The following is a 22,988-nucleotide window of genomic DNA, read 5'->3' on the forward strand; positions in this document are numbered from 1 at the left end:
GGCTGCCACCGGGCCTCATCCGCCGGTGGCGGTGGCGTCCGCGTCCACCCGTACCGGCGGCCAGGCGAAGGTGACCTCACCCAGCCGCCATCGCGGACGGGTGCCCTGTACGGGCCACCCGTCCGCTCGCAGGGACTCGACAGCCGCGACCCAGCGTTGCCGCGGTCCGAACACGGCCTGCGGCGCCGTCCGGCTCCAGGCGTCGTCGAACGCGCTCAGCAGCGTGTGCACGTCCTCACCGGGAACGTTGCGGGAGATCAGCGACTTGGGCAGCCGTTCGGCCAGTTCGGACGGACGCGCAAGACTCGGCAGATGCGCGGCCAGGGTGAGCGTGCAGCTTCGGGGCTCCGGTTGCGTCGTCTCCGGGCGTCCGGACGTCCCGAGCCGTCCGGTCCCCTCAAGCCGTCCGGACATCCCGAGCCGTTCGGACGTCCCGGGCGGGCGATCGACGGCAAACCAGCAGGCGCGCCGGCCGATCTCGTCGCAGGTGCCCTCGATCAGCAGGCCGCCGGCGACGATCCGGTCGAGCATCGCCGCCCAGGCCGGGCCGACCGCCGCCTCCTCATACTGGCGCAGCACGTTCATCGCACGGACGAACACCGGGCGCAGCCCGGCGAGCTCGAAGCCACCGCGGGCAAAAGCCAGCCCCGGAGGACGCGCGGCCGCCGCAGCCACCCGCTCCCGGTCGATCTCCAGCCCGACGACCCGAACGTCAGGCCGGACGCGGCTGAGCCGCTCGTACAGCTCCACCGTGGTGACCGGTGACGAACCGTAACCGAGATCGACGACAAGCGGGCTGGGGGCGGCGCGCAGCCGGGCTGCCTGCGTCCCGACGATCCAACGATCGACCCGGCGCAGGCGGTTGGGACCGGTCGTCCCGCGGGTCGCAAGCCCCAGCGCTCTGGCGCGGCCCGCGGCCAGCCGCGGCTCGCGGCGGCGGGCGGGGGAAGTACCTGACACACATTCACGATCGCAGAGCCGGTCGGGCACCAGGTCCCCAGGGCCTGCGGCCAGGTGCGGAAAACCATGATGCCCGCTCCGACTGTCCGGCCATCCGCGCACCGGCGGCCCCTGGCCGACCTCCGGGGTCGAAAAAAATCCGGTGAATCTCACCTATCGTGCAACTGCCTCACCGCCGCGCCCGCTGGCAGGATGAATCCGGGTGCCCGCTGGGAGAGGGACCACGACGGACCGACGGTGATGTCAGCACAACATGGTCTGCAAACCCAGATGGAGACATCCGGTGACGGACCGCGGTCGGCCGCCCCGCGCTGATGGGGGCGAGGCGGGTGCAGCCGGATGGGTCCGGGCATGCAGCCCCCGGATCGGTTGTTCGCAGAACCGGGCCGTCCAGTGGTCTGTGAGTCCAGGTCGGTGTGGAGGTGGTCGGTGCGTCGGGTCCGGTTGGGCTCCCCCCGTCGGGTCGCCATGCTGTCGATGCACACGTCGCCGCTGGAACAGCCGGGCACCGGCGATGCCGGCGGCATGAACGTGTATGTGGTGGAGCTGTCTCGGCAGCTGGCCCTGCTCGGCACCGAAGTGGAGATCTTCACCCGGGCCACCAGCAGCAAGGTGCATCCGGCAGTCACGCTCGCGCCGGGAGTCACGGTGCGCCATGTCGCAGCCGGGCCGTTCGAAGACGTCGGCCGGGAGGATCTTCCTGCCTGGCTGTGTGCCTTCACCGCGGCCGTGCTTCGGGTCGAGGCCGCACACGAACCCGGCTGGTTCGACGTCATCCACTCGCACTACTGGCTTTCCGGCCAGGTTGGGCTCGCGGTCGCGAGCAGGTGGGCCGTCCCACTGGTACACACCGCCCACACCCTGGCGAAGGTGAAGAACAGCGCGCTCGCCGACGGCGACCGCCCTGATCCACCGCATCGCATCACGGGCGAGCAGGGAGTCGTCAACGGCTCGAACCGGCTGATCGCATCCACCGAGGACGAACGGCGCCATCTGGTCGATCTCTACGACGCCGACCCCGACCTGGTCGACGTGGTGGCGCCCGGTGTCGACCTGGAGGTGTTCCGTCCCGGCGACACCTCGGCGGCGCGCAGCCGCGTCGGTATTCCGCCGGACGCGCTGCTGTTGCTCTTCGTGGGGCGTATCCAGCCGCTGAAGGCGCCCGACATGCTGCTGCACGCCACTGCGCACCTGCTGGCGCGTGAACCGGCGTTGCGTGACCGCCTGATCGTCGCGGTGGTCGGCGGGCCCAGCGGATCCGGCCTGGACCGCCCTGACGCGCTGGTGAAGCTCGCGGCCGAGCTCGGTATCTCCGACATCGTCCGGTTGCAGCCGCCGGTGCCACAGCCGGAACTCGCCGACTGGTACCGGGCCGCAAGCGCAGTCGTCGTTCCCAGCCACAGCGAGAGCTTCGGCCTGGTCGCGCTGGAGGCCCAGGCGTGCGGGACGCCGGTCATCGCGGCTGCGATCGGCGGATTACGGACAGCGGTCCGCCACGACGTCTCCGGCATCCTGGTGGCAGAACGCGACCCGGCCGCCTACGCGGACGCCCTGGCCCAGGTTGTCGGTCAACCGTGCCGCCGGCGGCGGCTGGCTGCCGGCGCGGTCGCACGGGCAATGGAGTTCGGCTGGTCCACGACAGCACGTGGTGTTCTCGCCGGTTACCGTAACGCTTCGACACCGGTTATTGTCCCGGCGACGGCCTGACACCCGTACGTTCGACGTTGTTGGCCTGACCTCGAAGTCTCCGGTGGCCACGGTAATGATCCAGCCGTTCGATCCGCGAGGATCATGGTGGAGGTGGGAGCCGGTGTCACTACCTGTCGACAGCGCCGAACGGGCACGCATCGACCGCCTGATCGACGATGCCCTCGACGACATGGACCTGCCCTACGAGCGGGTGGACGAGGGATCGTTCCTTGTCACCCTGGAGGGCGAGCACAGACTCCGGACGATGACCTGGCTGGTGGTGGGAGATCACACGCTGCTCATCGAGGCATTCTTCATGCGCAGACCCGCCGAGAATCCGGCGGGCACGTACGCGTTCCTGCTGGGACGCAACGCGAAGACCTACGGTGTGCACTTCTCGGTGGACCTGGCCGGTGACGTCTACCTCACCGGCCAGCTCCCGCTGACGGCAGTCACCGCCGACGAGATCGACCGTGTGCTCGGCTGCACCCGCACCTATTCGGACGAGAACTTCGATCCGGCGGTCGCCCTCGGGTTCACCGGCGCCATTGAGCGGGAGAAGGCCTGGCGCGCCCGGATCGCCGCCGAAGCCGGCTCCCGGATGCGCGGCTGAAACCGCTGGCGACCCCGGACGGAGCCGGCCCCTGCGCAAGCCCGGTCACGCCGGGCCGGCGGCCGGTGGGCTGTTCCGTACCCGGTCGGTGGGTTGCTTCCTACCCGTCAAGACGAGTCAAGACGAGTCGGTGGGCTGCACCCGCTGCAGACGGGCGGACAGGTGCGACTGGAGCGGTTTACCCTCGGCTTCCATGTCGATGGCGTAGGCAAGGTCACCGTCGGCAACGAGACCGTACAATCGCTGGGAACGGTCCACCCGGCGTGCGGTGGCAGTCCGGATCACGACGTTGGACCGCAGGTCCACCCGCGTCCCGACGACGTCCCCGACGTAGATCTCGCTGATGCCGAAGGGGTGGGCGAGCATGACCTCCACCGTGGGCGGTCCGTCACCGTCCCCGGGCTGCACCCGCCAGAAACCGACCTCGGTCGCCAGCGGACTGCCCTCGCTGCGCCCGTCCCGGGGCTCGCCGATCCACCAGGTCCGGGACATGTAGGAAAGGGCGGGACGCCCGGTGCTGGAAAACACGATCTCCTGGCCGTAGCGGAAACCGTCCATCCCCTCGTAGCCGCCGACGCCCTCGCCTCGCCAGGTACCCAGGAGAAAAGCGATCGGCAGCAGGCTCGAATGCAGGTCGACCACCGGCCCGGGCCGCACGATCACGTCCGTACGGCGAAAGCGGACTCGGACGCGGCAAGAAGGCTCAACGCTGACCCGAGTACAGCTTGTACACCGCGTACACGGAGAACCACCCGATGAGCACCGCCACAAAGATCAACAGAGCGGTGAAAAATATTTCCAGCACCGGACCAGCCTAGCCTGGCGGCACCCCCTCCCGCCCTGCTGGCTCCGGCTCTGTGACGTCAACCAAGTCGGACAGCGGTCCGGGGACCGTGGCCACCCGGACGCGACCGGACGGCCACGGTTCGCCGCCGGTGCAGACTGGCAGCTATGACGGGTTCACTGGTCATCAAGGCCACCGCGGGCACGGACGCGCCGGAGCGATGCTCGCAGGCGTTCACGGTTGCCGCGGTCGGGGTCGCAAGCGGCGCGGACGTCTCCCTGTGGCTCACTGGCGAGTCAGCGTGGTTCGCCCTGCCCGGACGCGCCGCCGAGTTCGTGTTGCCCGAGTCGACCCCCCTGCCCGAGCTGCTGGACGCCGTCCTGACCGGAGGACGCGTAACGCTGTGCACGCAGTGTGCGGCACGGCGGGCCATCGGGCCCGACGACGTGCTCCCCGGGATACGCATCGCCGGTGCGGCGGTCTTCGTCTCCGAGGTGCTCGCCGACGAGGCACGGGCTCTCGTCTACTGACAACAGTGGGCGTCTGTGACGGCAGGCGTCCGCTGACGGCAGCAGGACGAACCCCGCCCGTGATCGACGCCGTCATGACGGACAACTGCCCGATCCGCACTTTCTGGACAATTTGCCGAACTCTGAGTAGTCAGTCGACCGAACTTTGAGTAGTGTCGTGCGCAAGCTCCGCAAACGCTCCTGCAACGGCAGACCACGCGCGGCACACGACAGGGCTCCTTCACGACGCCGGGAGGATGCGGTTTGGTGGTCGTGTGATGCACGAACCCGAGATCCTGTACGCAGTTGTCCAGTTCGACGGAACCGCGCAGCGGGCGGTCCGGCGTGTCGTCGCACCATTTCCGGATCGAAGCTCCGCGGCGCTGTTCGCGACCGACAACGGTCTGCACAACTACACCGTCGGCCCGATGTCATTTGCCGTCCCCACTCGGGCGGCACCCGCGCACCACGGCATTCCCGCGCCCCGGGCCGGCAGCTCCTGACCGCCGCAAACCCGCGCTGTAAACGCAAAAGGTGGGCCTTTTTCGAGATATCCGGGAATTTTCCGGAACATCGGAAAAGGCCCACCTGGGACGAACCGGACCCGCCGCCCCGCTCTAGGGATTCTAGGCGGCGACGTCGATTTCGGCGTTGACGGGCTCACCCTGACGGGCGACGACCTTCCGCTCGCCGGACGCGCCCGGAACGAGCGCCCGGACGGTCCATGAGCCCGGTCGGGCGAAGAAACGGAACTGCCCGGTCGCCGACAACGGCACTTCGGCCGTGAAATCGCCGCCCTCGTCGAGCAGGCGGGCGTAACCCGACGAAACGGGCGAGCCGTCCTTCAGCACGACGCCCTGGATGACACTTTCCTTTGCCACGTCAATTCCTTCCGCCGAAGGTCCGCCGCTGGTCGCGCCGCACACGTCTCAGGCGTCCTTCTCGATCGGGACGCCGACCAGCGAACCGTACTCGGTCCAGGATCCGTCGTAGTTCTTGACGTTCGGCAGGTCCAGCAGCTCGTGGAGGGCGAACCAGGTGTGGGCCGAGCGCTCGCCGATGCGGCAGTAGGCGATGGTGTCCTTGCTCAGGTCCACCCCGGCCTCCGAGTACAGGGCTGTCAGCTCGTCGTTCGACTTGAAGGTGCCGTCCTCGTTCGCGGTCTTCGCCCAGGGGATGTTCTTCGCGGTGGGGACGTGACCGGCCCGCTGCGACTGCTCCTGGGGCAGGTGAGCCGGCGCGAGCAGCCGCCCGGCGAACTCGTCGGGCGACCGCACGTCGACGAGGTTCTTCGCGCCGATCGCGGCGATGACCTCGTCCCGGAAAGCTCGGATGTCGGTACGGACGTCTTTGGCGACATACTGGGTCGCCGGCCGGTCCGGAACCTCCTCGGTCAGCTCACGGCTGTCCAGCTCCCACTTCTTCCGGCCGCCGTCGAGCAACCGGACCTCGGCGTGCCCGTAGAGGGTGAAGTACCAGTAGGCGTAGGCGGCGAACCAGTTGTTGTTACCGCCGTAGAGAACGACGGTGTCGTCGTTCGAGATTCCTTTGGCGGACAGGAGCTTCTCGAACTGCTCCTTGTTCACGAAGTCACGGATGACCGGGTCCTGCAGCTCCGACTTCCAGTCGAGCCGGACCGCACCCCGGATGTGGCCCTTGTCGTATGCGGAGACGTCCTCGTCGACCTCGACCAGGACGACCTTGGGGTCGGTCAGATGTGCTTCGGCCCAGGCCGGATCGACAAGCGCGCTGGTGCGACTCATGCTTGCACTCCTTTCACGGAACGTATGGCGAGATATATTTGGCAACCGAGACAAAAGCCGATGGCGGCGTTCAGGAACGCCGCGACAAATGCAAACGCCGTGGCGATGTACCCCAGTGCGGGGACGCCGGCGAGAAAGCCGACCGTTCCCAGCACGCCGAATACCGTCCCGACCGCCTGCGCAAAACGCGGCGGCTGGTCGTCCTCCAGCTCGGCCGGCGGCCCCAGCCGGGGCTGGACCAACGTCCGGTACAGCAACCCATACGGAGCACGACGAACTCCGAACGCCGCGCCGATCAGAAATACCACAGTCTGCGCGAAGAGCAACCAGCCATTTGCGGTCAGTAGCACCACCGCGAGGACGACGCTGGTAACGGCTGCGCCGAATCGGGGACCTCTCGGGTCGACCACGAGCTCATCTCCTGACGGGCGGGCCCACCGACGGCGGACGGCATCAACGCACGGCTCAGGAAAATGGACACAACGAGCTACGGACACGGCACAGGTCGACCGTGCGGCGCCTGACGAGCTCGATGGAGAACATAACCTCCTGACCGTAGCAGCGAACATGGAGGATGTGTTACCGATCTGACGGCCAATCGAGTCGGTCGGACGCATCGATCATGGCGCCATCCCGCGCCGCCGCCGCGCCTTGCCCGTGCGGCTCGCCGACTGCCAGCTCCAGCGCCGCGAGAACGGCTCTCCGGCCCGGCGGAGCACCACTGGCCCGGCAAACCTCTCGAGCCCGCGAGTCAAGGACGAGCACGGTCGGGGTGCGCCGGATCCGCAGCCGCCTGACCAGCTCCAGATGGGATTCGGCGTCGACCTCCACGTGCCGCACGCCCGGGATGCTCCCAGCGACGTCAGCGAGGATTCGCCGGGTCGCCCTACAGGGCGCGCAGAACGCGGTGGAGAACTGCAACAGCGTGGCACGCGCCTCGGGACTCACACCGAGCGCCACGAGTTCGGCGTCCACTGCGGGCACCGCGCCTCCCCCCTCAGGATGGGCCGTCATGTGCGCGGACGCCTGGGCCGCGGCGTTCGCCACTTCGCCGTTCACCACTTCGCCGTTCACGACCGGTGCATCGGGTACGGCCGACACCGTTGGCGCCGATGCCGGCGAATCCGGGCGAACCATGTGGAACCGCCCGTCCCGGAGCCGGATGAACAGTGCTGCTCCGACAGCACACCCGACAGCCACCATCAGCACCCACAACCCGGTCACGACAGTGACCAGCGTGTCCGTGCGTCCACGTCTTCTCCAGCCCTGCCTCCGGCGTCCCGCTCCCGGTGTGGAAGTGACTTCACATACCGATCATCCCACCAACAGGCGACCCAACGTGTACACGAACGCGGCGGCTCCCGCCAGGGGGAAGGTCGCGACCAGAGGCCACCCGACAAGATGATCGTCACGGCAGGACACCTGCCCCCGGGGCGCGCTCGGCACCGGCCTGCCGCTGGACACCGGTCCGCCGCCGGGCACCGGCCTCCCGCCGAACCCACCTGCCGGCTCGGCACGGATCTCGGCGATTCCGCGGGCGACAGCAAGATAGACGATGACCGCTGCCGCGGCAGCCGCACCCGCGATCAACGTCGCCTCCCAGACGTCCAGATCATCCGCGAACCCGCCGAGGATGGCACCGGCGCCGGCACCTGCGGCAAACCCGACGACCGGCGCGACGACCGGACAGCCGGCCCGCAGGCTGGAGCGGACGCGGGCCCAGCCGGGGATGCTCGTCGATCCCACGGGCTCGACGAGCATCTCCGCGCACAGCCGCGCGACACACAGTCGCGCGACGAGGACGGCCGTAGCCGCACCCACAAGACCGACGGTCACCACCATGGGGCCGACCACACGGCCGTCCGGCGTCTGGATGGCAGCCACGTTCAGGTAACCGGCCAGCAGGGTGACCAGGACCACCCCGCTGAGGCCCGCGGCCATGTCCACCGTGACCGTCACCGACTGTCCCGGAGAGAAACCGCGATCCCGCTTCACCACTCCAGAAACCTGGGTCTCCGGCACAGCACCGGCCGCCTCCGCCCACCCGCGCCGTCTCGCCAGCTGGACGAGGATGACCGCCACCACAGCGAGGCCGACAACTCCAGCAAGGTTCCCGATCTCGTTGGAATCGGCCATGACAGCGGTGACGTCCGCGGCCGGCGCCGCCACCAGCACGATCGCGAGAGTCCCGGTCGACGCCCCCAGCGCCCGCACCCACGCCCAGCCGAGAAGGAGCTGTTCGACGGCGATGACGGCGGCAAGCAGAAGCGGCCCCACAGCCGCGGCGAACACCGGGACGACAGCGGCAACGACGATGGAGACGCTGACGAGGAACATCGAGGATCCGTCCGATTGGCACAGCTGGCTGCGCGCCGGCGTGCTGGCCGGCTTCGTCCTGAAGGCCGTCTTGGCTCCGCGGGCGCACACGCCACCATGCTCCCACGGTTCCCACGACCAGCCGAGGACGACAGCGACGAACCAGGCGAAACGCCCACGCACCGGCTGCCGCCCACACATCCCGGCGCCGCCCGATCATCCTGAGAGCAGGGGAGATCTCGGACATGGTGGCTCACCCACCGGCGAACGGCGGGAGCACCTCCACGACGCAGCCGTCCGTGAGCGTCACGTCGGCATGTTCGCGGCGACCGACCGGAAGGTCGTCCACCAGGAACGCGCATCGGGGCAGCAAGGCCGCGAGTGCGCCCGGGTGGCGTTCTGCCACGGTTTCCAGCAGGTGAGCGAGTGTCTCGGCGTTGTGCTGCTCCTCGGGCACGCCTGCCGCATGCCGGGCAGCGGCCCAGTACCGGACTGTCATGCGAGCCATGGGAGCTCCCTACGCTCGGCGTCCACCCCGGTGTCCTCGCAGTCACCGGAGTCACTGAAAGTACACATGGCCGAGGGCCGACCAGGGCTGCGCGGACCGGATGCAAGCACGTCGGCATAGTGCCCAATGCCGTAGGACACGGCGCTGACCGGGGGCTTGTCACGAAATCCGGAAAAGCCGTGAGCGGCGTCGACTTCAAGATCAAAATCATGGTTAGTTACGGGACGAACACAGCAGCGATGGGCCGTGGCGAGAATCTCAGCGTCCGCAGTGGGGAGAACTCCTAAGGCGGTAGGAGTGGAGTACGACACTCCGCTATCCTCCCCACAGGCCGGTGTTCGTTTCGCGCCCATGACGGTCGTGGAACGCGAACCGACCGCAAGGTATCCGTGGGTCGACGCTGCCCCAACATCGCAACCGAACCCTGGAGGAGTCGACTTGAGCGTCGTCCTGTTGCTCACCAACGCCCCCGGACCGTCCGCGGAGTCCTTTCCCTCGCTCGGGCTCCTGACTCATACCGTTCGCGTCGCTCCACTCGAGGCCAGCGCGCTCCTTGACGCTCCCCCGGTGGATGTCGTGGTGGTGGACGGGCGCCGGGAACTGGTTGTCGCCCGCGGCCTGTGTCGCCTGCTCCGCACAACCGGGCTCACCACCGCGTTGCTCGCCCTCGTCACCGAAGGTGGGCTGGCCGCGGTCTCGGCCGACTGGGGTGTCGATGACGTGGTGCTCGACAGCGCCGGACCCGCCGAGGTCGAGGCACGGCTGAGGCTCGCGATCGGTCGGGTGGCGGCTGCCGGCGGCACCGCCGAAGCCGGCGTCATCCGCTCCGGTGACCTGTCGGTGGACGAGACCACCTACTCGGCCAAGCTGCGTGGCCGCCCGCTTGAGCTCACCTTCAAGGAGTTCGAGCTGCTGAAGTACCTCGCGCAGCACCCGGGCCGGGTCTTCACCCGTGCCCAGCTCCTGCAGGAGGTCTGGGGTTACGACTACTATGGAGGCACCCGGACCGTCGACGTCCACGTGCGCCGCCTGCGGGCAAAGCTCGGCCCGGAGCACGAATCGATGATCGGTACTGTACGGCACGTCGGTTACAAGTTCGTCGCTCCTCCGATCGCCCCGCTGCCCGAGGAAACAGTGGACAGCCGCGACGGTCGGGAAGTAATGCGCACTCCCGAACGCGTGTAGTTCCAGCCAGGGTCCGTGTAGTTCCGGGGGCCGCCGGACCCATCGGGCCGCTTCGCCCGGACCCATCGGGTCGCTTCGCGACATGGCAGAAACCCCGGCGCGAGAAAGCGTGCGGTGCCACAGCCCGACGAGCGCGGTCCGCTCGTCGGGCACCGTGGCCAGCACGTGCTCGTCCGTCGGGGCCTGCCCGCGCCGGGGTCCGCTACCCCGGATTTTCCCTTATGCCCGGCCAAACCCATGGTCAAACAAGAAAATCTCCGGGTGCATCAGACCCACCCGGATGAAAATCGGTGTGGAACATCATAATGTCGCAGGAATGAAACTGCGCTGGGCTCAACGCCTCACCCCCCACGATGTGGGTAGTCTGCGGCACCTGGTTGCCACGGCCGCGGAGACCGACGGGGTTGGCCCGCTGTCCGACGACGCCGCGTTACGGCTGACGATCGAGCCGCTGACCGCCGGACAGCACCTGACCGTCACCACATCGGACTCTGTGGTGACGGACCACGGCCCGGCCGACGGGACCATCTGGGACGACAGCGCAGGCACGGTCGCCGGGTACGCCTATCTGGCCACCCCTGATGACCATAACTGGCAGGCGGAGCTGGTCGTCCATCCCTCCCAGCGCCGTCGGGGTATCGGCGGGCGCCTGCTGGCCGCCCTGACCGCGGCCGCCGACCAGGCCGGAGCGGACCTGCGCGTCTGGGCGCATGGCGACCCACCCGCGGCAGCGGTCCTGGCGGACGGGTACGGCTTCGGCCGGGAGCGGGTGCTGTGGCAGATGCGCCGTCCGCTTTCCTCCACGGCACCCTTCGGCGGGCGGGAGACGCACTCTGTTCACGATGTTCCACTTCTTCCGGACATAACGGTGCCACCAGGAGTAACCGTCCGGACCTTCACTCCGGGACAGGACGAGGACGCGTGGGTGGCGATCAACAGCAGCGCCTTCGCGGACCACCCGGAACAGGGGCGCTGGACGGTGGAGGATCTCCGGCTGCGCGAGGCCGAGTCATGGTTCGACCCCGCGGGCTTCTTCCTCGCCGAGTCCGCGGGCCGGCTCGTCGGCTTCCACTGGACGAAGGTGGCCGAGGCGACCCGTACATCCGCTGGCGGTGAAAGCCCGAGCACGGCCTACAACAGCAGCACCGACGACGCGGAGAGCGCCGCGGGGGACCTCGGCGAGGTGTATGTCGTCGGGGTGGAGCCCACGTTCGCCGGACGCGGACTCGGCCGGACACTGACCCTGATCGGGCTCCACCACCTGCGCGATCGCGGTCTGGCCACGGCGATGCTCTATGTCGACGACACCAACCGCCCGGCGGTACGCCTGTACGAGGGCCTCGGCTTCAGCCGGTACAGCTGCGACATCTCCTACCTGCGCAAACCGGGTGTTCAGATCGGATCCCGGCCTGACCGGTCCTAGCCCGGCCGAAGGGTGCGCGATCATGCTTTTCGCGCACCCGGAGACCCGGTTCGCCGGGCGCAAAGCCGTCGGCGGGAACCCGGGTCAAGGGTCAGGCAGTGGGGGCGTCCGCGAGACGGAAGCGGTAACCCACTCCACGGATGCTTTCGATCAGCCGAGGTTTCCCCGGCTCCCCCGCGTCCCCCAGGCGGCCGCGCAGACGGCGGATGTGCACGGCGAGCGTATTCGTCTCGTGGCTGGTCGTACCCCAGACGCACTCGAGCAGCGTCTGGTGGGTGACCACGGATCCAGCCCGCTCCAGCAGGATCCGCAGGAGCCTGAACTCCTGTGGTGGCAACCGCACCGGGATGCCGTCCACCCGTACTTCGTAGACGGCAAGGTTCAGGGTGATCGCTCCGGCCCGTAGTACCGCGGGCTCCGCGCGCTCCGTATCGGTTCCTCGTACGGACCGTACCAGGGCCAGGACCTCGTTGACCCGGTACGGCTTGGCAACACAGGCACTCGCTCCGGCTGCCAACCCCGCCGCGGCCTGACGCCGGTCCTGCGGGCCGACCCCGAGCAGTATCGGCATGTCATCACGGGTGCGGACGGTCCGTACAACCGTCACGCCGTCCACGATCGGCAGCCGGGCGGAGATCAGCAGCACCGCCGGCGCGAGACGACCGATTTCCAGCAGTGCCCGGGCGCCGTCGACCACGACGCTGACCCCCACGCCCTGGGCGGCAAGGGCGGAGAGCAGCTCGGTGTCCGCGACGGCGTCGGCAACCAGCAGCGTCGGGCTCGGCGGCGGTGATAGCAGGCCCGGTGATAGCAGGCCCGGTGATAGCACCGGTGGACGCAGGGGGCCCGGCGCCGCGAGATCGTCGGTGGAGCGACGCTGCTCCACGGCGACGGACTCGTCATCAAATGGCTGCACAAGACGCATCCGGGTGATCGTGACGGGTCCAGATTGGCTTGGAGTCAAGACAGCAGCGGCTCAGCCGAAACGTCCGGTTATATATTCTTCCGTACGCTTTTCCATTGGATTGGAGAAGATTTTCTCGGTCCTGTCCATCTCCACCATCCGGCCGGGATCACCGGTCTTGTCCAGGGTGAAGAACGCCGTGGTGTCGCTGACCCGGGCAGCCTGCTGCATGTTGTGGGTCACTATGACGATCGTGTAGCTCGACTTGAGCTTGGCGATCAGGTCTTCGATCGCCAGGGTGGAGATCGGGTCAAGGGCGGAGCACGGCTCGTCCATGAGCAGCACCTGCGGTTCGACGGCGATGGCCCGCGCAATGCACAGTCTCTGCTGCTGGCCGCCGGACAGGCCCGCCCCGGGCCGGCCGAGCCGCTCCTTGACCTCCTCCCACAGGTTCGCGCCGCGCAGCGACTGCTCGGCCCGTTCGTCGAGCAGCGACTTCTTGCGGGCACCGTTGAGCTTCAGGCCGGCGACGACGTTCTCGTAGATGGACATCGTCGGGAAGGGGTTCGGACGCTGGAAGACCATCCCGACGGCCCGGCGCACGTTCACCGGATCGACCCCCGGTCCGTAAAGGTCCTCGCCGTCGAGGAGAACCCGGCCCTCGACCCGGGCTCCGGGCAGCACCTCGTGCATGCGGTTGAGCGTCCGCAGCACCGTGGACTTGCCGCAGCCGGACGGCCCGATGAACGCGGTGACGCTCTTCGGCTCGATGCTGAAATGGATGTCGGAGACGGCTTTGAACTTCCCGTAGTAGGCGGTCAGCCCGGAGACGTCGATACGGGTGGCCATGGGTTACCTCGGCTTCTCGCGCTTCGGTTGTTCGGCGAACGGCGTGGGCGGTGCGGACGGCGTGAATGGGACGAAGAGGCTGGCAGAGACGAAGGGGCTGGAAAGCATGGGAACGTGTCCGAGGACGGCGGTTGCCGGCCACGCTCCGGGGGGCACCGGCATCACCGGACCCGGGCCAGCCGGGCGACCAGCCGCGCAACCGCGTTCAGCAGCATCACAACGACGATGAGTGTCAGCGCGGCGGCCCAGGCCCGGTCGACGGCGATCTGTTGCGGCTGACCGGCCTGCGAGTAGATGTACAGCGGTAGAGCCGATTGCGGCCCGGAGAACGGGTTGAAGTTGATGGAGTCGTTCCCGAAGATGGTGAGCAGCAGGGGCGCGGTCTCACCGGCGACTCTGGCCACCGCGAGCATCACACCGGTGATGATTCCCGGTAGTGCGGTCGGTATCACGACCTTGATGATCGTCCGCCACCGGCTGACACCGAGTGCGTAGCTGGCCTCACGAAGATCATCTGGGACGAGTTTGAGCATTTCCTCGGCGGAGCGCACGACAATGGGAATCATCAGGATCGTCAGGGCGAGCGCGCCGGCGAAACCGGTCGGTTTCTGCCCGAGCGCAAGAATGTAGAACGCCAGGATGAACAGACCGGCGATGACCGAGGGCAGGCCGGTCAGCACGTCGACGAAGAAACTGATGGTCCGGCTGGTCCGGCCGCGACCGTACTCGACCAGGTAGATCGCGACCAGCAGGCTGAACGGGACCGCGAAGAGGCTGGCCAGGGCGATCTGCTCCAGGGTCCCGATCAGAGCATGGTAGATGCCGCCACCGGCGTCCCGCGCTCCGATGTTCCGCATGGAATGGGTCAGAAAGTTGACGTCGACGCGTTCCGCGCCCTTGGCGATCACGCTTGCCAGCACCGCGACCAGCGGGATGACCGCGAGAAGAAAAGCCAGATAAACCAGGGTGGTGACAAATCGGTCGGCGGCCCGCCGGGAACCCTCAACCATGATCGACGCTAACGTCTGGCCGATCAGGTAAAGGGTCCCGGCGATCAGCACGAACTGAATCCTGCTCGTTATCGGAGCCACCACGTACAGCAGGACGGTGGCGGCGACGGCACCGGCACCGATCGCAGGGAGCGCAGTCTTCGGCAGCCGCCGGCCGACCAGGCCCAGAGCGCCGGGCGTGGCGGCCGCTGTAACAGTCGATGTACTCATGCGGCGGCACCCGAGAATTCGCGCCGGCGGGCGATGATGGCCCGGGCGATCATGTTGACAATCATGGTGACGATGAACAGGACGAGACCGGAGGCGATGAGAGCCCCGCGACCGACGCTGTTGGCCTCGGCGAAGCCGTTCGCCACGTTCGCGGCGATCGTGTTGCCGGCCGGCGACACGATCTTCCAGGAAATTCCGAAAGAGGCGGGCAGTACCAGGGCGACCGCGATCGTCTCGCCCATCGCGCGACCGAGTCCGAGCATCGACGCGCTGACGACCCCCGGCCGGCCGTATGGGAGCACCGCTGTGCGGATCATTTCCCAACGGGTCGCGCCGAGAGCGAGTGCCGCCTCCTTGTGCGCGGTCGGCACCTGGAGGAAGACCTCACGGGAAAGAGCGGCGACAATCGGCAGGATCATGATGGCCAGGACGACCGAGGCGACGAAGATCGAGCGGCCGACGACACCGTTCTGGGTGGCGAACAGCGGGATCCAACCGAAGTAGTCGGTGAGGAACTCCTGGATGCCCTTCATCTGCGGGACAAGAACGATCAGGCCCCAGAGTCCGAAGATGACGCTGGGGACGGCGGCGAGCAGGTCCACGATGAACGCCAGTGGAGTCGCAAGCCGGCGGGGTGCATACACCGTGATGAACAGCGCGATCCCGACCGCCACCGGCACGGCGATGGCCATTGCTATGACGGCCGTGAGCAGCGTGCCGAACAGCAGAGCCGCGACCCCGAAGAATGGCGGCGAACTGTTCGGGAACCACTCCGTGGTCGTCAGGAAGTTGCCGGTGTTGACGCTGAGGGCGTTCGTCGCCTCCAGCACCAGGAAGGCCGCGATCGTGGCGATGAGCACGAGGAGGCCGAGACCGGCCGACCGGGTCAGATTCTTGAACAGGACGTCCACGGGTTTGACCCGCGCGCCGTCGCTGCTGCTGGCGGGCTCCGCCGTAGCCACGGGAGCGTCGTTTCTCGACGAGCCTTTCCGTAGGCCGTCCGGCTCACTGCTCATCATGCCTCTCAACAGGTTGTGTCAGGCAGTGTGCCCGCCCGCGGTGAGGCGGGCGGGCACAGCGGTGGATCGTCCGGTCAGAACCCGTGGCTACCGGGGCACCATGCCAGGATCATGAAATTGTCGCCACGGCTGAACTCACCCTGCTCTGCAGCTCGCTCGGCAGCGGGGAGTAGCCGAGGCCGGCGATGGCGGCCTGACCGTCCTTGGAGGAGGTGTAGGTCAGGAACGACTTCACCAGCGCGGCCTGGTCCGCGGGCAGGCCCTTGGTGCAGGTGATCTCATAGGCGACCAGGTAGATCGGGTATGCGCCGGAGGTCGTCGCGGCGTAGTCGAAGGTCAGCTTCAAGTCGTTACCCTCGGCAATCTTGGCCGTGCTCAGACCCTTGGACGCGGCGTCCGTGCTGACCGTCACGTACTCACCGGCGCCATTTTTGATCTTTGCTGTCGACAGCGCGGCATTCTCCGCGTAGGACAGCTCCACGTAACCGATGGCACCGGCGGTCGACTTGACGGTCTGGGTCACCCCGTCGCTGCCCTTGGAACCCTGGCCGCCCGGGGCCTTCCAATCAGAGCCGGACCCGTACGTCCAGTCGCTCTTGGCGGCACCCGCAAGGTACTTGGTGAAGTTGTCCGTGGTACCCGAACCGTCGGATCGGTGCACCGAGGAGATCGCCGTATCCGGCAGGGACGCCCCGGGGTTGTCAGCCGCAATCGTGGGGTCGTTCCACTTGGTGATTGCACCAGCGTAGATCTTCGCCAGCGTCGGGGCGCTGAGCTGCAGGTCCTTCACCCCGGCGAGGTTATAGATCACCGCAACCGGCCCGGCGACCATGGGCAGGTCGACGAGCTGGCCGCCGGTGCAACGCCTGGCCGCGTTGGTCGCCTGGTCGTCCTTGATCGCTGAGTCCGAGCCGGCGAACGCCGTCTGGCCGTCGATGAACGCCTGCCTGCCCGCGGAGGAGCCGACCGACTGGTAGTTGATCGACGAGCCGGCACATGCCTGCTGGTACTTCTTGACCCACTCGTCTATCGCGTTCTTCTGCGCCGAGGAGCCCGACGCGGTGATCGACCCTGTCGCGCACGAGATCGCGGATGTGGTGCCGCCCGGCGCTCCCGGCGTCGTCACCTCGTCGTTGTCGGAACCGCAGGCGGCCACCCCCAGCACCGCCGACATCGCAAGGCCCACGACTGCAACCTGACGCTTCCCTATGTTCACAAAGCAACCCTTCGTCTTCAGCGCAATGGCGCCGGTCTGTCCGCCCCCGGACTGGGGTGCCGGCGAGAATCGAAGCGATCCCGTATGAACGAAAGATGAATGGAAGCAGACGCGAAATGAACGATGATCAGAACACATCCGGGGTCGAGGACAGTTCACGCGGACGTCGTCGTACCGGGTACGACCAGCCGCTTCGGGTACGCCGGTGTCACCGCGACCCGATCGCCCGGCGATACGAGCCTCCCCTCGGCTCGCCGAGGCCCGCATGGGTGACTTCCGGCGTTGCCGGGCAGGGCCAGGAGCCGACAGAAGCGGTAGTCACCCCGCCCACGGGGAATCCTGACACAAAAATTCGCGCAAAGGTCTGCGCAAAGATCTGATCGCCGAAGCGATCTCCGGTGTGCCCGGGTGCGTGCCCGGGATCCTATCCGCGCGCTGGGGAGCTCCGGGAAACCTGTTCCCCGCCGCGCGGGAAGGTGGGGCCGCTCTGACCGCTCGCGCTCTCGACGTCGATGATGTGGGCGACATTCGTAACACGTAGTAGCCGATTAATATCCTCGCTCGGGTTGCGCAGAATGAGGCAACCCCCGAGGGAACGCTGGCGCTGGTGCGCAAAAAGGATCACAGCGAGACCCTGCGAGTCCAGAAAGCCGACCTCACCAAGATCCACAATGATGTCCCTGGCCCCGGCAATCCGCGCATCCAGCAGCGCTTCGCGCAGAGGTTCCAGTGAAGAGTAGTCGACATCGCCGACGGGACGGACGACCACGGCCTGCCGGCCGGTCACCTCGACGCGAACGCTGGGGTACATGGCTCCAGGACCGACCGGACGTCCCCAGCGGCGCGGGAGCTGGCCGGTGTACCCCCACGTCACTGCCCGCCCTCGTCGGACGTGACAACCCCGGCCCTACCCCGAACAGCGAACGCCCACACTGCCTCATTGCGAACAACCGTGGCCGGCCCAGCCGCGTGGAGGGCCAAAGGAAGCGCGGCTATGCTTTTTTCGCGCCGGGCCAGATATGGGCAAACCTGTAAAAATCCCCGTCTAACGGGATGGAACGGACGGATTCCGGCAACGACGCTTACTGTATGAACAACACAACAGCACAAATTCGATCAAGAAATGGCCGGACGTCGACCCTTGTCAGCCGGGTCGACGGCGCTCAGGTCAGCATCGGCGTCCAACCGGGTACAGGCACGGAGCCAGCCATGATCCTGCTCCGTATCCGACCGTCGCTGCCGGACGGTGTCTGCGCCGCCAGCCTGGCTCCGGAGGAGGCCCATCACCTTGCCGAGGCCCTCACCAACGCCGCGCTCACAGCTTGCGAGCCCTGCGACCAGGTGCGTGTGCCGAACACCAACCTGTCACACACGCGTTCGAACAACACCCCGTCGCACGAGCATGCTGTCACAATCTGCGAAGGAACCACCGTGTCCGATCTTTCTTGGCTGCTCGGTGAGCTGCCAGCCCACGCCCGCCTCGTCGACTTCGCCAGCGACACCGACGTCGTACTGGTCTTCAGTACAGATGGCGCGCACACGGCTGTCGACCACGGCTGAGGACGGCTGAGGACGGCTGCCCGAGTGGATGCCAGTCGAGCGGCTGCCAATCAGGTATGCGCACGTTGCATTTCAAGATCTGCGCGGCTGTTGCACCAGTAGGGGCCTTCGTCCTCCACCACGTCCGTCATGATCACATGATGCCGGCCGACATGTCCCGCCGAAAGTAGGCAGGTCAGGCCCTCGGTCCGGCATCCGGGTGCGGTGACCGTCACGGGTGTGCTCCAGACCAGCCACGCTTCCTGATTGCCCCAGCCCTGGAGAACGGCCATGTGCTTGTCAGGATGACCGCTCTCCAGCGCGCATGTGACCTCGTCCGGTACCTCGTACGCCGCACCCGGGAGGCCGTCGAACCGGCCGATGACCTCGTCGGGCACGCGCTGCCACACGCCACAGGCACCATCGTCGATGGAGACGCCCATCGTCGTTTCCTCCCCGTGTATGTCTGGGCTGCCTCGTCGCGGCCCAGTTGCCACCGGCACGGATCAGTCGCCATAAACGATCCTGTGCCGGGGTCGGCCAAAATCTGCTCGGGCCGACAAGCCCGATACAAGCACGCACGGCCCAGACCTCGCACACCGGGTTGAAACTTTCCGTTTTGTCTCGACTTCTTACCGTGACCAACCGTCGACGTCAGCGACTGATCACGACGGTGGGAACCTGCAACACGAAAGACGCCTGCAAACAGTGCGCGGGTCGCGAACCTGTCGAGAAGGGCCACGTAGCTGCTGCCGTGACCACCCGGAAAGTGTCGATCAGACATGGGCAGCATGACGGTAGCGATCCAGTGCAACACAGAACGTGATTAGATGATCGAGCAGACGGACATCGACGTCCGTACAGGTCCGGCGTCCGCGCAGATCTGATCACGACGTATCGAATGTGGACGTTCCTCCCAGAACGGTCACCGACAGCCTCGCATGCACTGCCGCACCGGCGAGTACTGTGGCTACCCCAGCGGTCGCGGCAACAATGACCAGCGCACCTTCTTCCGTGCCGACAGCGCGTTCCGCGGTTTCCCCGGCTCGCGCAACCGCGAGAACGACGACGTCAGGGGCAACGACCCTCGCTCGAGGAACACCCGCCATCGACATCCCCGACGTGTCACCGGAGGACTCGGCGCGATCCGTGGACGTTGCCCCCTCCCCCGGCTGTGGTGCTGACATGCCGTTGATGTCGGTGGAAGCCGCAAGCACGTTCACGTGGTCACCAACGCGCAGGAACAGGACCGATCCGGCGTCCGTGATACGGACCGGCGTAGCCACCAGGCCTGCCGCCGCCTGTCTCTGCGTGATCAGCCCTGGGCCGAGGATGCGGGCATCGGTGATCGGCTCGCCTTGCCGAACCGCGGCCGTCAGAGTACGCCCGACCGCATCCTGCGGGCTCCGTGCGGCGCCGGCCGGCACAACGTTCACCGGCAATGACACCATCCGGACGTCGCCCGGTGCCATTGTGACCCCACCGGCCAGATCAACCGCCGCGACCACCACCGATGCCGGGGATGGCGGCCGCGCAGGACGTACCGCCACAACGGCGAAGACCACGGCCGCAGCGGCGAGGACGGCCGCCAGCACCCGACGTCGTGCGCCGACCGCAATCCGCCAGGCACGTGCGTACCCGAAGCGGGCCGCCCTGTGTCCGACGAGCGACATCATGACCTCCGTGATCCTCGTCAAACAGAACGAAGATCACGTTAACTGCCCGGCGAACCGGCGTCATCGCTCGACCGCATGTTGTGGACAACCGGCGGCACAGCAACGTCCACCGTCACGGCCTGTGGATATCAGGCCGTGACCGAAGACGCGCGATACAACAGCCGGATCAGGCCACAGCCGTGCCCGAACCGCCCGACGACGTGGACGATCCGGTGGAGGATGCCGATGACGCCGGGCTTGTGGAGGTCGACGGACCAGCCGGGCTCGACGACCCGTCCGCCGAGCTGCCGGCGGCAGAGGCACCGGCCCCCACCGTCTCCTTGCCGGACGTATCGGCGCCGGCATCCTTGCCGACCTTGTCCTTCGTTCGGTCCCGGACGCCACTGCTGCCACCGGACCGGCTGTCAGTCTTGTAGAAACCGGAGCCCTTGAACACGACCCCGACCGAACTGAACACCCGGCGTAGTTTGCCGTTGCAGGTGGGGCACTCGGTCAGCGCCGCGTCATTGAAATTCTGCACAACCTCGAGGTCACGATCGCACGCGGTGCAGCGGTACTCGTAGCGCGGCACGGACTCCTCCCCGGAGTTAGCACTCGACTTCGACGACTGCTAACTCTAACCCGAGACGCACCCTACACGTCCCAAGAGTGCGGTGAGACCTGCCAATGACCCGGGGAGCCGGGCTTCCCGGACCTCCCCAACCGGCTTCCGGAGCCCGAGCACGAAAACATGATCACGCCGCCCTTGGTCCTCCAGCGAGGCACGGGCAGCACCACAGGCGCCCATGACATCACCGTTAGTACGGATCCCGCGCACGGTCGACCGTGCCGCAGCGCACCGTGGCTCTCGGTGTGACGACGACATGGACGCCGACGTCATGCGCCTCAGTAGGAACACGATCAACCAACTCGTTGTCGTGCACTATCGCCACGATCAGGGCGTCCGGTCTCGCCCGCCGCAATGCTCGGTCGTAGGAGCCCCCGCCACGACCGAGCCGGCCACCGTGGACGTCGGCCGCCAGCGCCGGGACGACGATCGCGTCTGCCCGGCCGAGATCGAAGACAGCCGCGCCGAGAGGCGGCTCACGGGTACCGAACGCGCCGGCGATCAACGAGCCCGTGTACTCCCGGAAATCCAGATCAAGATCGGGTCGCATGGACGGCAGCAGCACCCGCGCTCCTCGTTCCCGGAGCTGCCCGAGGAGGCGGCCGGTCTCGGGCTCGCCGGGCAGGCTCGCATAGGCCGCGACCCAGCGCGCCGCCGCGACCTCCGGGAGGTCGAGGATCCGCCTGGCCGCTGTTGCGGCGCTGTCCGCCTGGGTCGTCCCTGTAACGACGGATTGATCTGTACCGGTGATCCGACCGGCGCGCGCCGCGAGCAGGCGTGCGCGCAACGACATCTTGGCCCCGTCCCCGCGCACCTCAGCAGACATCCCGTTCGATGTGGTGCGGGGGACGCTCGGCACGCAACCGCTCGATGTCGGTGTCCAAGCCCTCCTCCAACCGATCTTGATCGTCACCCCAGCCGATGTCACGGTCGTCATCGGACCGTTGCTCATCCCACACGAGCGCTCCTCCTCCCTGCTGGAAGCGTCCGACAATCCCGTCCGACAATCCCGTCCGACCGGTCTACCCGGTCCGTCCGGTCCGTCCGGTCCGTCCGCGGCCGACCTCCCCCGAGACCCGCATGCCCCGGTCCCGGGGCGTCACGCCGGTCACGCATCGGTCCGCGAGGGTTCGCCAGCCGACAGGTCCGGGATCCCGACATACTCGATTTCCTGTGCGATAACGCCCACGACCGTGTCCAGGGCATCGCGCACGCCTGCCGAGTATGCCTCGGCTTCAACCGCTGACCTGGGCATTCCCTGCTCTGTCACGAGTTCGGGCACGACATCGATCGCTGCCCGCAAGGCGCGGCGGTACCGGGGTACCGAGATCGGAGGTTCTCCTTTCGGATCTTGATCATATGCCTCGTCGCGATCGAGCATCGCTCGAACGCCGGCACGACGGGCCACCGGTGTCGCCATCGATGTCCTCCCAAGGTATTTGCTGTCCAGCAAAACAAACCATAGCGGTATCCTTGACGGTTAGCAAAGACGTTACGATGTTCGCGTGGACGACGGTGAGCGATTGGTTGGCATCGGGGACATAGCGTTCCAGCTGAAGATCACGCGCCAGGCGGTTGACTACTGGACGCGCAAAGACCCGCAGTTCCCTGCTCCGCTACAGGTCGTCAACGCACCGACCGTGGGCTCCAAAGGCACCCGGGTCTGGCGCAAGCGCGACATCGACGCGTGGATCGTCGAGTACTACCGGAGGCGAAAGATCTGACCGACCGAAGGTCATACGATCATGGTTCTTCCCATGCTGCCAGAGGGCCCGAAGGACAGGGGTCCACGGACCTGGACTGTCTCGGGCAACGTCGCGTGACGCGCGATCAGTATGTCCCCGCCGGCGGGGTTGCGACACCCAAGCACACAACCGCATCGTGATCCGGCTCACTATTGTCCGATGAACGCCCTCCGACGGACGTTCTCTGGTCGTTTTCGCCTTCCGGTCCAGATCCCCTGACAGTGGACGCTCTCCAGCGCAGACCCAACCGGACGCGACGGAGGATGACGACCGCCACCGGCGCGGATACCACGACCGCACCCGCGAAAGCCCTGCTCACCGGCCCTGCATACCGGTGTCAACGGACAGCAATGTCCTATTGGTCGATGTTGTCGACGTCATCCTCAATCACCTCAAATTCTTGAAATGGCAGGGTATATCAGGCACCGGACACCGCCCGGAGGGCCGAAGACGACGCGATCAT

At 67.3% G+C, this 22,988-nt stretch carries 28 protein-coding genes; 8 read left to right on the top strand and 20 right to left on the bottom strand.

Going from position 1 to position 22,988, the window contains the following annotated elements; all coding sequences use genetic code 11:
- Positions 1-15 precede the first annotated feature (15 nt).
- On the bottom strand, positions 16-960 hold the full coding sequence (locus tag CV1CTNOD_RS21450) for a class I SAM-dependent methyltransferase (protein WP_165485657.1): 945 nt from the start codon (positions 958-960) through the stop codon (positions 16-18).
- A gap of 468 nt (positions 961-1,428) precedes the next feature.
- On the opposite strand from CV1CTNOD_RS21450, the gene mshA reads away from it, so the two are divergent.
- Together mshA and CV1CTNOD_RS21460 are read left to right on the top strand one after the other, a co-directional pair.
- Positions 1,429-2,667, top strand: coding sequence for a D-inositol-3-phosphate glycosyltransferase (gene mshA / locus CV1CTNOD_RS21455; protein WP_242606912.1), 1,239 nt, complete (start codon positions 1,429-1,431; stop codon positions 2,665-2,667).
- A 103-nt stretch (positions 2,668-2,770) separates the two neighbouring features.
- The gene (locus CV1CTNOD_RS21460; RefSeq protein ID WP_131787755.1) at positions 2,771-3,262 is read left to right on the top strand and encodes a YbjN domain-containing protein; all 492 of its coding nucleotides are present in this window, start codon (positions 2,771-2,773) and stop codon (positions 3,260-3,262) included.
- A 117-nt stretch (positions 3,263-3,379) separates the two neighbouring features.
- On the opposite strand, the gene CV1CTNOD_RS21465 is transcribed toward CV1CTNOD_RS21460, so the two are convergent.
- Entirely contained in the window at positions 3,380-3,919 is a 540-nt protein-coding gene (locus CV1CTNOD_RS21465) for an FABP family protein (RefSeq protein WP_131787756.1), read from the bottom strand.
- A gap of 294 nt (positions 3,920-4,213) precedes the next feature.
- On the opposite strand from CV1CTNOD_RS21465, the gene CV1CTNOD_RS21470 reads away from it, so the two are divergent.
- A complete protein-coding gene (locus CV1CTNOD_RS21470) occupies positions 4,214-4,576 on the top strand; it encodes a DsrE family protein (protein WP_131787757.1) in 363 nt (120 codons plus the stop codon).
- Between the two features lie 257 nt (positions 4,577-4,833).
- A complete protein-coding gene (locus tag CV1CTNOD_RS21475) occupies positions 4,834-5,058 on the top strand; it encodes a hypothetical protein (protein WP_131787758.1) in 225 nt (74 codons plus the stop codon).
- A 123-nt stretch (positions 5,059-5,181) separates the two neighbouring features.
- Here the strand turns inward: CV1CTNOD_RS21475 and CV1CTNOD_RS21480 are convergent, their stop codons facing one another.
- The 6 genes from CV1CTNOD_RS21480 to CV1CTNOD_RS21505 all read right to left on the bottom strand — a co-directional run bounded on the left by CV1CTNOD_RS21480 (position 5,182) and on the right by CV1CTNOD_RS21505 (position 9,142).
- Positions 5,182-5,481 carry a DUF1416 domain-containing protein gene (locus tag CV1CTNOD_RS21480; RefSeq protein WP_131787759.1) on the bottom strand — a complete coding sequence of 100 codons (300 nt, stop codon included), beginning with the start codon at positions 5,479-5,481 and terminating at the stop codon, positions 5,182-5,184.
- A gap of 3 nt (positions 5,482-5,484) precedes the next feature.
- Positions 5,485-6,318, bottom strand: coding sequence for a sulfurtransferase (locus CV1CTNOD_RS21485; protein ID WP_131768615.1), 834 nt, complete (start codon positions 6,316-6,318; stop codon positions 5,485-5,487).
- Positions 6,315-6,728: a DUF4395 domain-containing protein gene (locus tag CV1CTNOD_RS21490; RefSeq protein WP_131787760.1), complete on the bottom strand. Its 414-nt coding sequence runs from the start codon at positions 6,726-6,728 to the stop codon at positions 6,315-6,317. The genes CV1CTNOD_RS21485 and CV1CTNOD_RS21490 overlap by 4 nt, the downstream gene beginning before the upstream one ends.
- 169 nt (positions 6,729-6,897) lie before the next feature.
- Positions 6,898-7,542 (bottom strand): thioredoxin family protein, encoded by a 645-nt coding sequence (locus CV1CTNOD_RS21495; protein ID WP_242606903.1) that lies wholly within the window; start codon positions 7,540-7,542, stop codon positions 6,898-6,900.
- Between the two features lie 90 nt (positions 7,543-7,632).
- Entirely contained in the window at positions 7,633-8,817 is a 1,185-nt protein-coding gene (locus CV1CTNOD_RS21500; protein ID WP_131787761.1) for a hypothetical protein, read from the bottom strand.
- Positions 8,818-8,887: 70 nt separating this feature from the next.
- On the bottom strand, positions 8,888-9,142 hold the full coding sequence (locus CV1CTNOD_RS21505; RefSeq protein WP_131768619.1) for a MoaD/ThiS family protein: 255 nt from the start codon (positions 9,140-9,142) through the stop codon (positions 8,888-8,890).
- Between the two features lie 438 nt (positions 9,143-9,580).
- Here CV1CTNOD_RS21505 and CV1CTNOD_RS21510 point away from each other — a divergent pair, with 438 nt between their 5' ends.
- Together CV1CTNOD_RS21510 and mshD are read left to right on the top strand one after the other, a co-directional pair.
- Positions 9,581-10,327 (top strand): winged helix-turn-helix domain-containing protein, encoded by a 747-nt coding sequence (locus CV1CTNOD_RS21510; protein WP_131787762.1) that lies wholly within the window; start codon positions 9,581-9,583, stop codon positions 10,325-10,327.
- Positions 10,328-10,643: 316 nt separating this feature from the next.
- Positions 10,644-11,750: a mycothiol synthase gene (mshD, locus tag CV1CTNOD_RS21515; RefSeq protein ID WP_131787763.1), complete on the top strand. Its 1,107-nt coding sequence runs from the start codon at positions 10,644-10,646 to the stop codon at positions 11,748-11,750.
- A 91-nt stretch (positions 11,751-11,841) separates the two neighbouring features.
- Here the strand turns inward: mshD and CV1CTNOD_RS21520 are convergent, their stop codons facing one another.
- The 6 genes from CV1CTNOD_RS21520 to CV1CTNOD_RS21545 all read right to left on the bottom strand — a co-directional run bounded on the left by CV1CTNOD_RS21520 (position 11,842) and on the right by CV1CTNOD_RS21545 (position 17,769).
- A complete protein-coding gene (locus CV1CTNOD_RS21520) occupies positions 11,842-12,675 on the bottom strand; it encodes a winged helix family transcriptional regulator (RefSeq protein ID WP_131787764.1) in 834 nt (277 codons plus the stop codon).
- A 51-nt stretch (positions 12,676-12,726) separates the two neighbouring features.
- Positions 12,727-13,503, bottom strand: a complete 777-nt coding sequence (gene pstB / locus CV1CTNOD_RS21525; RefSeq protein ID WP_131787765.1) for a phosphate ABC transporter ATP-binding protein PstB — start codon at positions 13,501-13,503, stop codon at positions 12,727-12,729.
- A gap of 161 nt (positions 13,504-13,664) precedes the next feature.
- Positions 13,665-14,723 (bottom strand): phosphate ABC transporter permease PstA, encoded by a 1,059-nt coding sequence (gene pstA / locus CV1CTNOD_RS21530; RefSeq protein WP_131787766.1) that lies wholly within the window; start codon positions 14,721-14,723, stop codon positions 13,665-13,667.
- Positions 14,720-15,739: a phosphate ABC transporter permease subunit PstC gene (gene pstC / locus CV1CTNOD_RS21535; protein ID WP_131787798.1), complete on the bottom strand. Its 1,020-nt coding sequence runs from the start codon at positions 15,737-15,739 to the stop codon at positions 14,720-14,722. The genes pstA and pstC overlap by 4 nt, the downstream gene beginning before the upstream one ends.
- A 112-nt stretch (positions 15,740-15,851) precedes the next feature.
- On the bottom strand, positions 15,852-16,958 hold the full coding sequence (gene pstS / locus CV1CTNOD_RS21540) for a phosphate ABC transporter substrate-binding protein PstS (RefSeq protein WP_131787767.1): 1,107 nt from the start codon (positions 16,956-16,958) through the stop codon (positions 15,852-15,854).
- 424 nt (positions 16,959-17,382) lie between these two features.
- Entirely contained in the window at positions 17,383-17,769 is a 387-nt protein-coding gene (locus CV1CTNOD_RS21545) for an STAS domain-containing protein (protein ID WP_131787799.1), read from the bottom strand.
- Positions 17,770-18,167: 398 nt separating this feature from the next.
- On the opposite strand from CV1CTNOD_RS21545, the gene CV1CTNOD_RS21550 reads away from it, so the two are divergent.
- Positions 18,168-18,518 carry a hypothetical protein gene (locus tag CV1CTNOD_RS21550; protein WP_165485659.1) on the top strand — a complete coding sequence of 117 codons (351 nt, stop codon included), beginning with the start codon at positions 18,168-18,170 and terminating at the stop codon, positions 18,516-18,518.
- A gap of 50 nt (positions 18,519-18,568) precedes the next feature.
- Here CV1CTNOD_RS21550 and CV1CTNOD_RS21555 read toward each other — a convergent pair whose 3' ends face one another.
- The 6 genes from CV1CTNOD_RS21555 to CV1CTNOD_RS21575 all read right to left on the bottom strand — a co-directional run bounded on the left by CV1CTNOD_RS21555 (position 18,569) and on the right by CV1CTNOD_RS21575 (position 22,200).
- Positions 18,569-18,940 carry a hypothetical protein gene (locus tag CV1CTNOD_RS21555; RefSeq protein ID WP_131787769.1) on the bottom strand — a complete coding sequence of 124 codons (372 nt, stop codon included), beginning with the start codon at positions 18,938-18,940 and terminating at the stop codon, positions 18,569-18,571.
- A 444-nt stretch (positions 18,941-19,384) separates the two neighbouring features.
- Entirely contained in the window at positions 19,385-20,173 is a 789-nt protein-coding gene (locus tag CV1CTNOD_RS21560) for an SAF domain-containing protein (RefSeq protein ID WP_131787770.1), read from the bottom strand.
- Between the two features lie 166 nt (positions 20,174-20,339).
- Complete coding sequence (locus tag CV1CTNOD_RS21565; RefSeq protein ID WP_131787771.1) at positions 20,340-20,744, bottom strand: FmdB family zinc ribbon protein; 405 nt, start codon at positions 20,742-20,744, stop codon at positions 20,340-20,342.
- A gap of 226 nt (positions 20,745-20,970) precedes the next feature.
- Positions 20,971-21,594, bottom strand: coding sequence for a 5-formyltetrahydrofolate cyclo-ligase (locus CV1CTNOD_RS21570; RefSeq protein ID WP_131787772.1), 624 nt, complete (start codon positions 21,592-21,594; stop codon positions 20,971-20,973).
- 1 nt (position 21,595) lies between these two features.
- Positions 21,596-21,739: a hypothetical protein gene (locus CV1CTNOD_RS25075; protein ID WP_165485660.1), complete on the bottom strand. Its 144-nt coding sequence runs from the start codon at positions 21,737-21,739 to the stop codon at positions 21,596-21,598.
- Between the two features lie 149 nt (positions 21,740-21,888).
- On the bottom strand, positions 21,889-22,200 hold the full coding sequence (locus CV1CTNOD_RS21575) for a hypothetical protein (RefSeq protein WP_207386585.1): 312 nt from the start codon (positions 22,198-22,200) through the stop codon (positions 21,889-21,891).
- An 85-nt stretch (positions 22,201-22,285) separates the two neighbouring features.
- Here CV1CTNOD_RS21575 and CV1CTNOD_RS21580 point away from each other — a divergent pair, with 85 nt between their 5' ends.
- Positions 22,286-22,504 (top strand): hypothetical protein, encoded by a 219-nt coding sequence (locus CV1CTNOD_RS21580; protein WP_131787773.1) that lies wholly within the window; start codon positions 22,286-22,288, stop codon positions 22,502-22,504.
- Positions 22,505-22,988 lie beyond the last annotated feature (484 nt).

Origin of the sequence: Protofrankia symbiont of Coriaria ruscifolia, from assembly GCF_900634745.1 — a bacterium.
Taxonomy (GTDB): domain Bacteria; phylum Actinomycetota; class Actinomycetes; order Frankiales; family Frankiaceae; genus Protofrankia; species Protofrankia californiensis.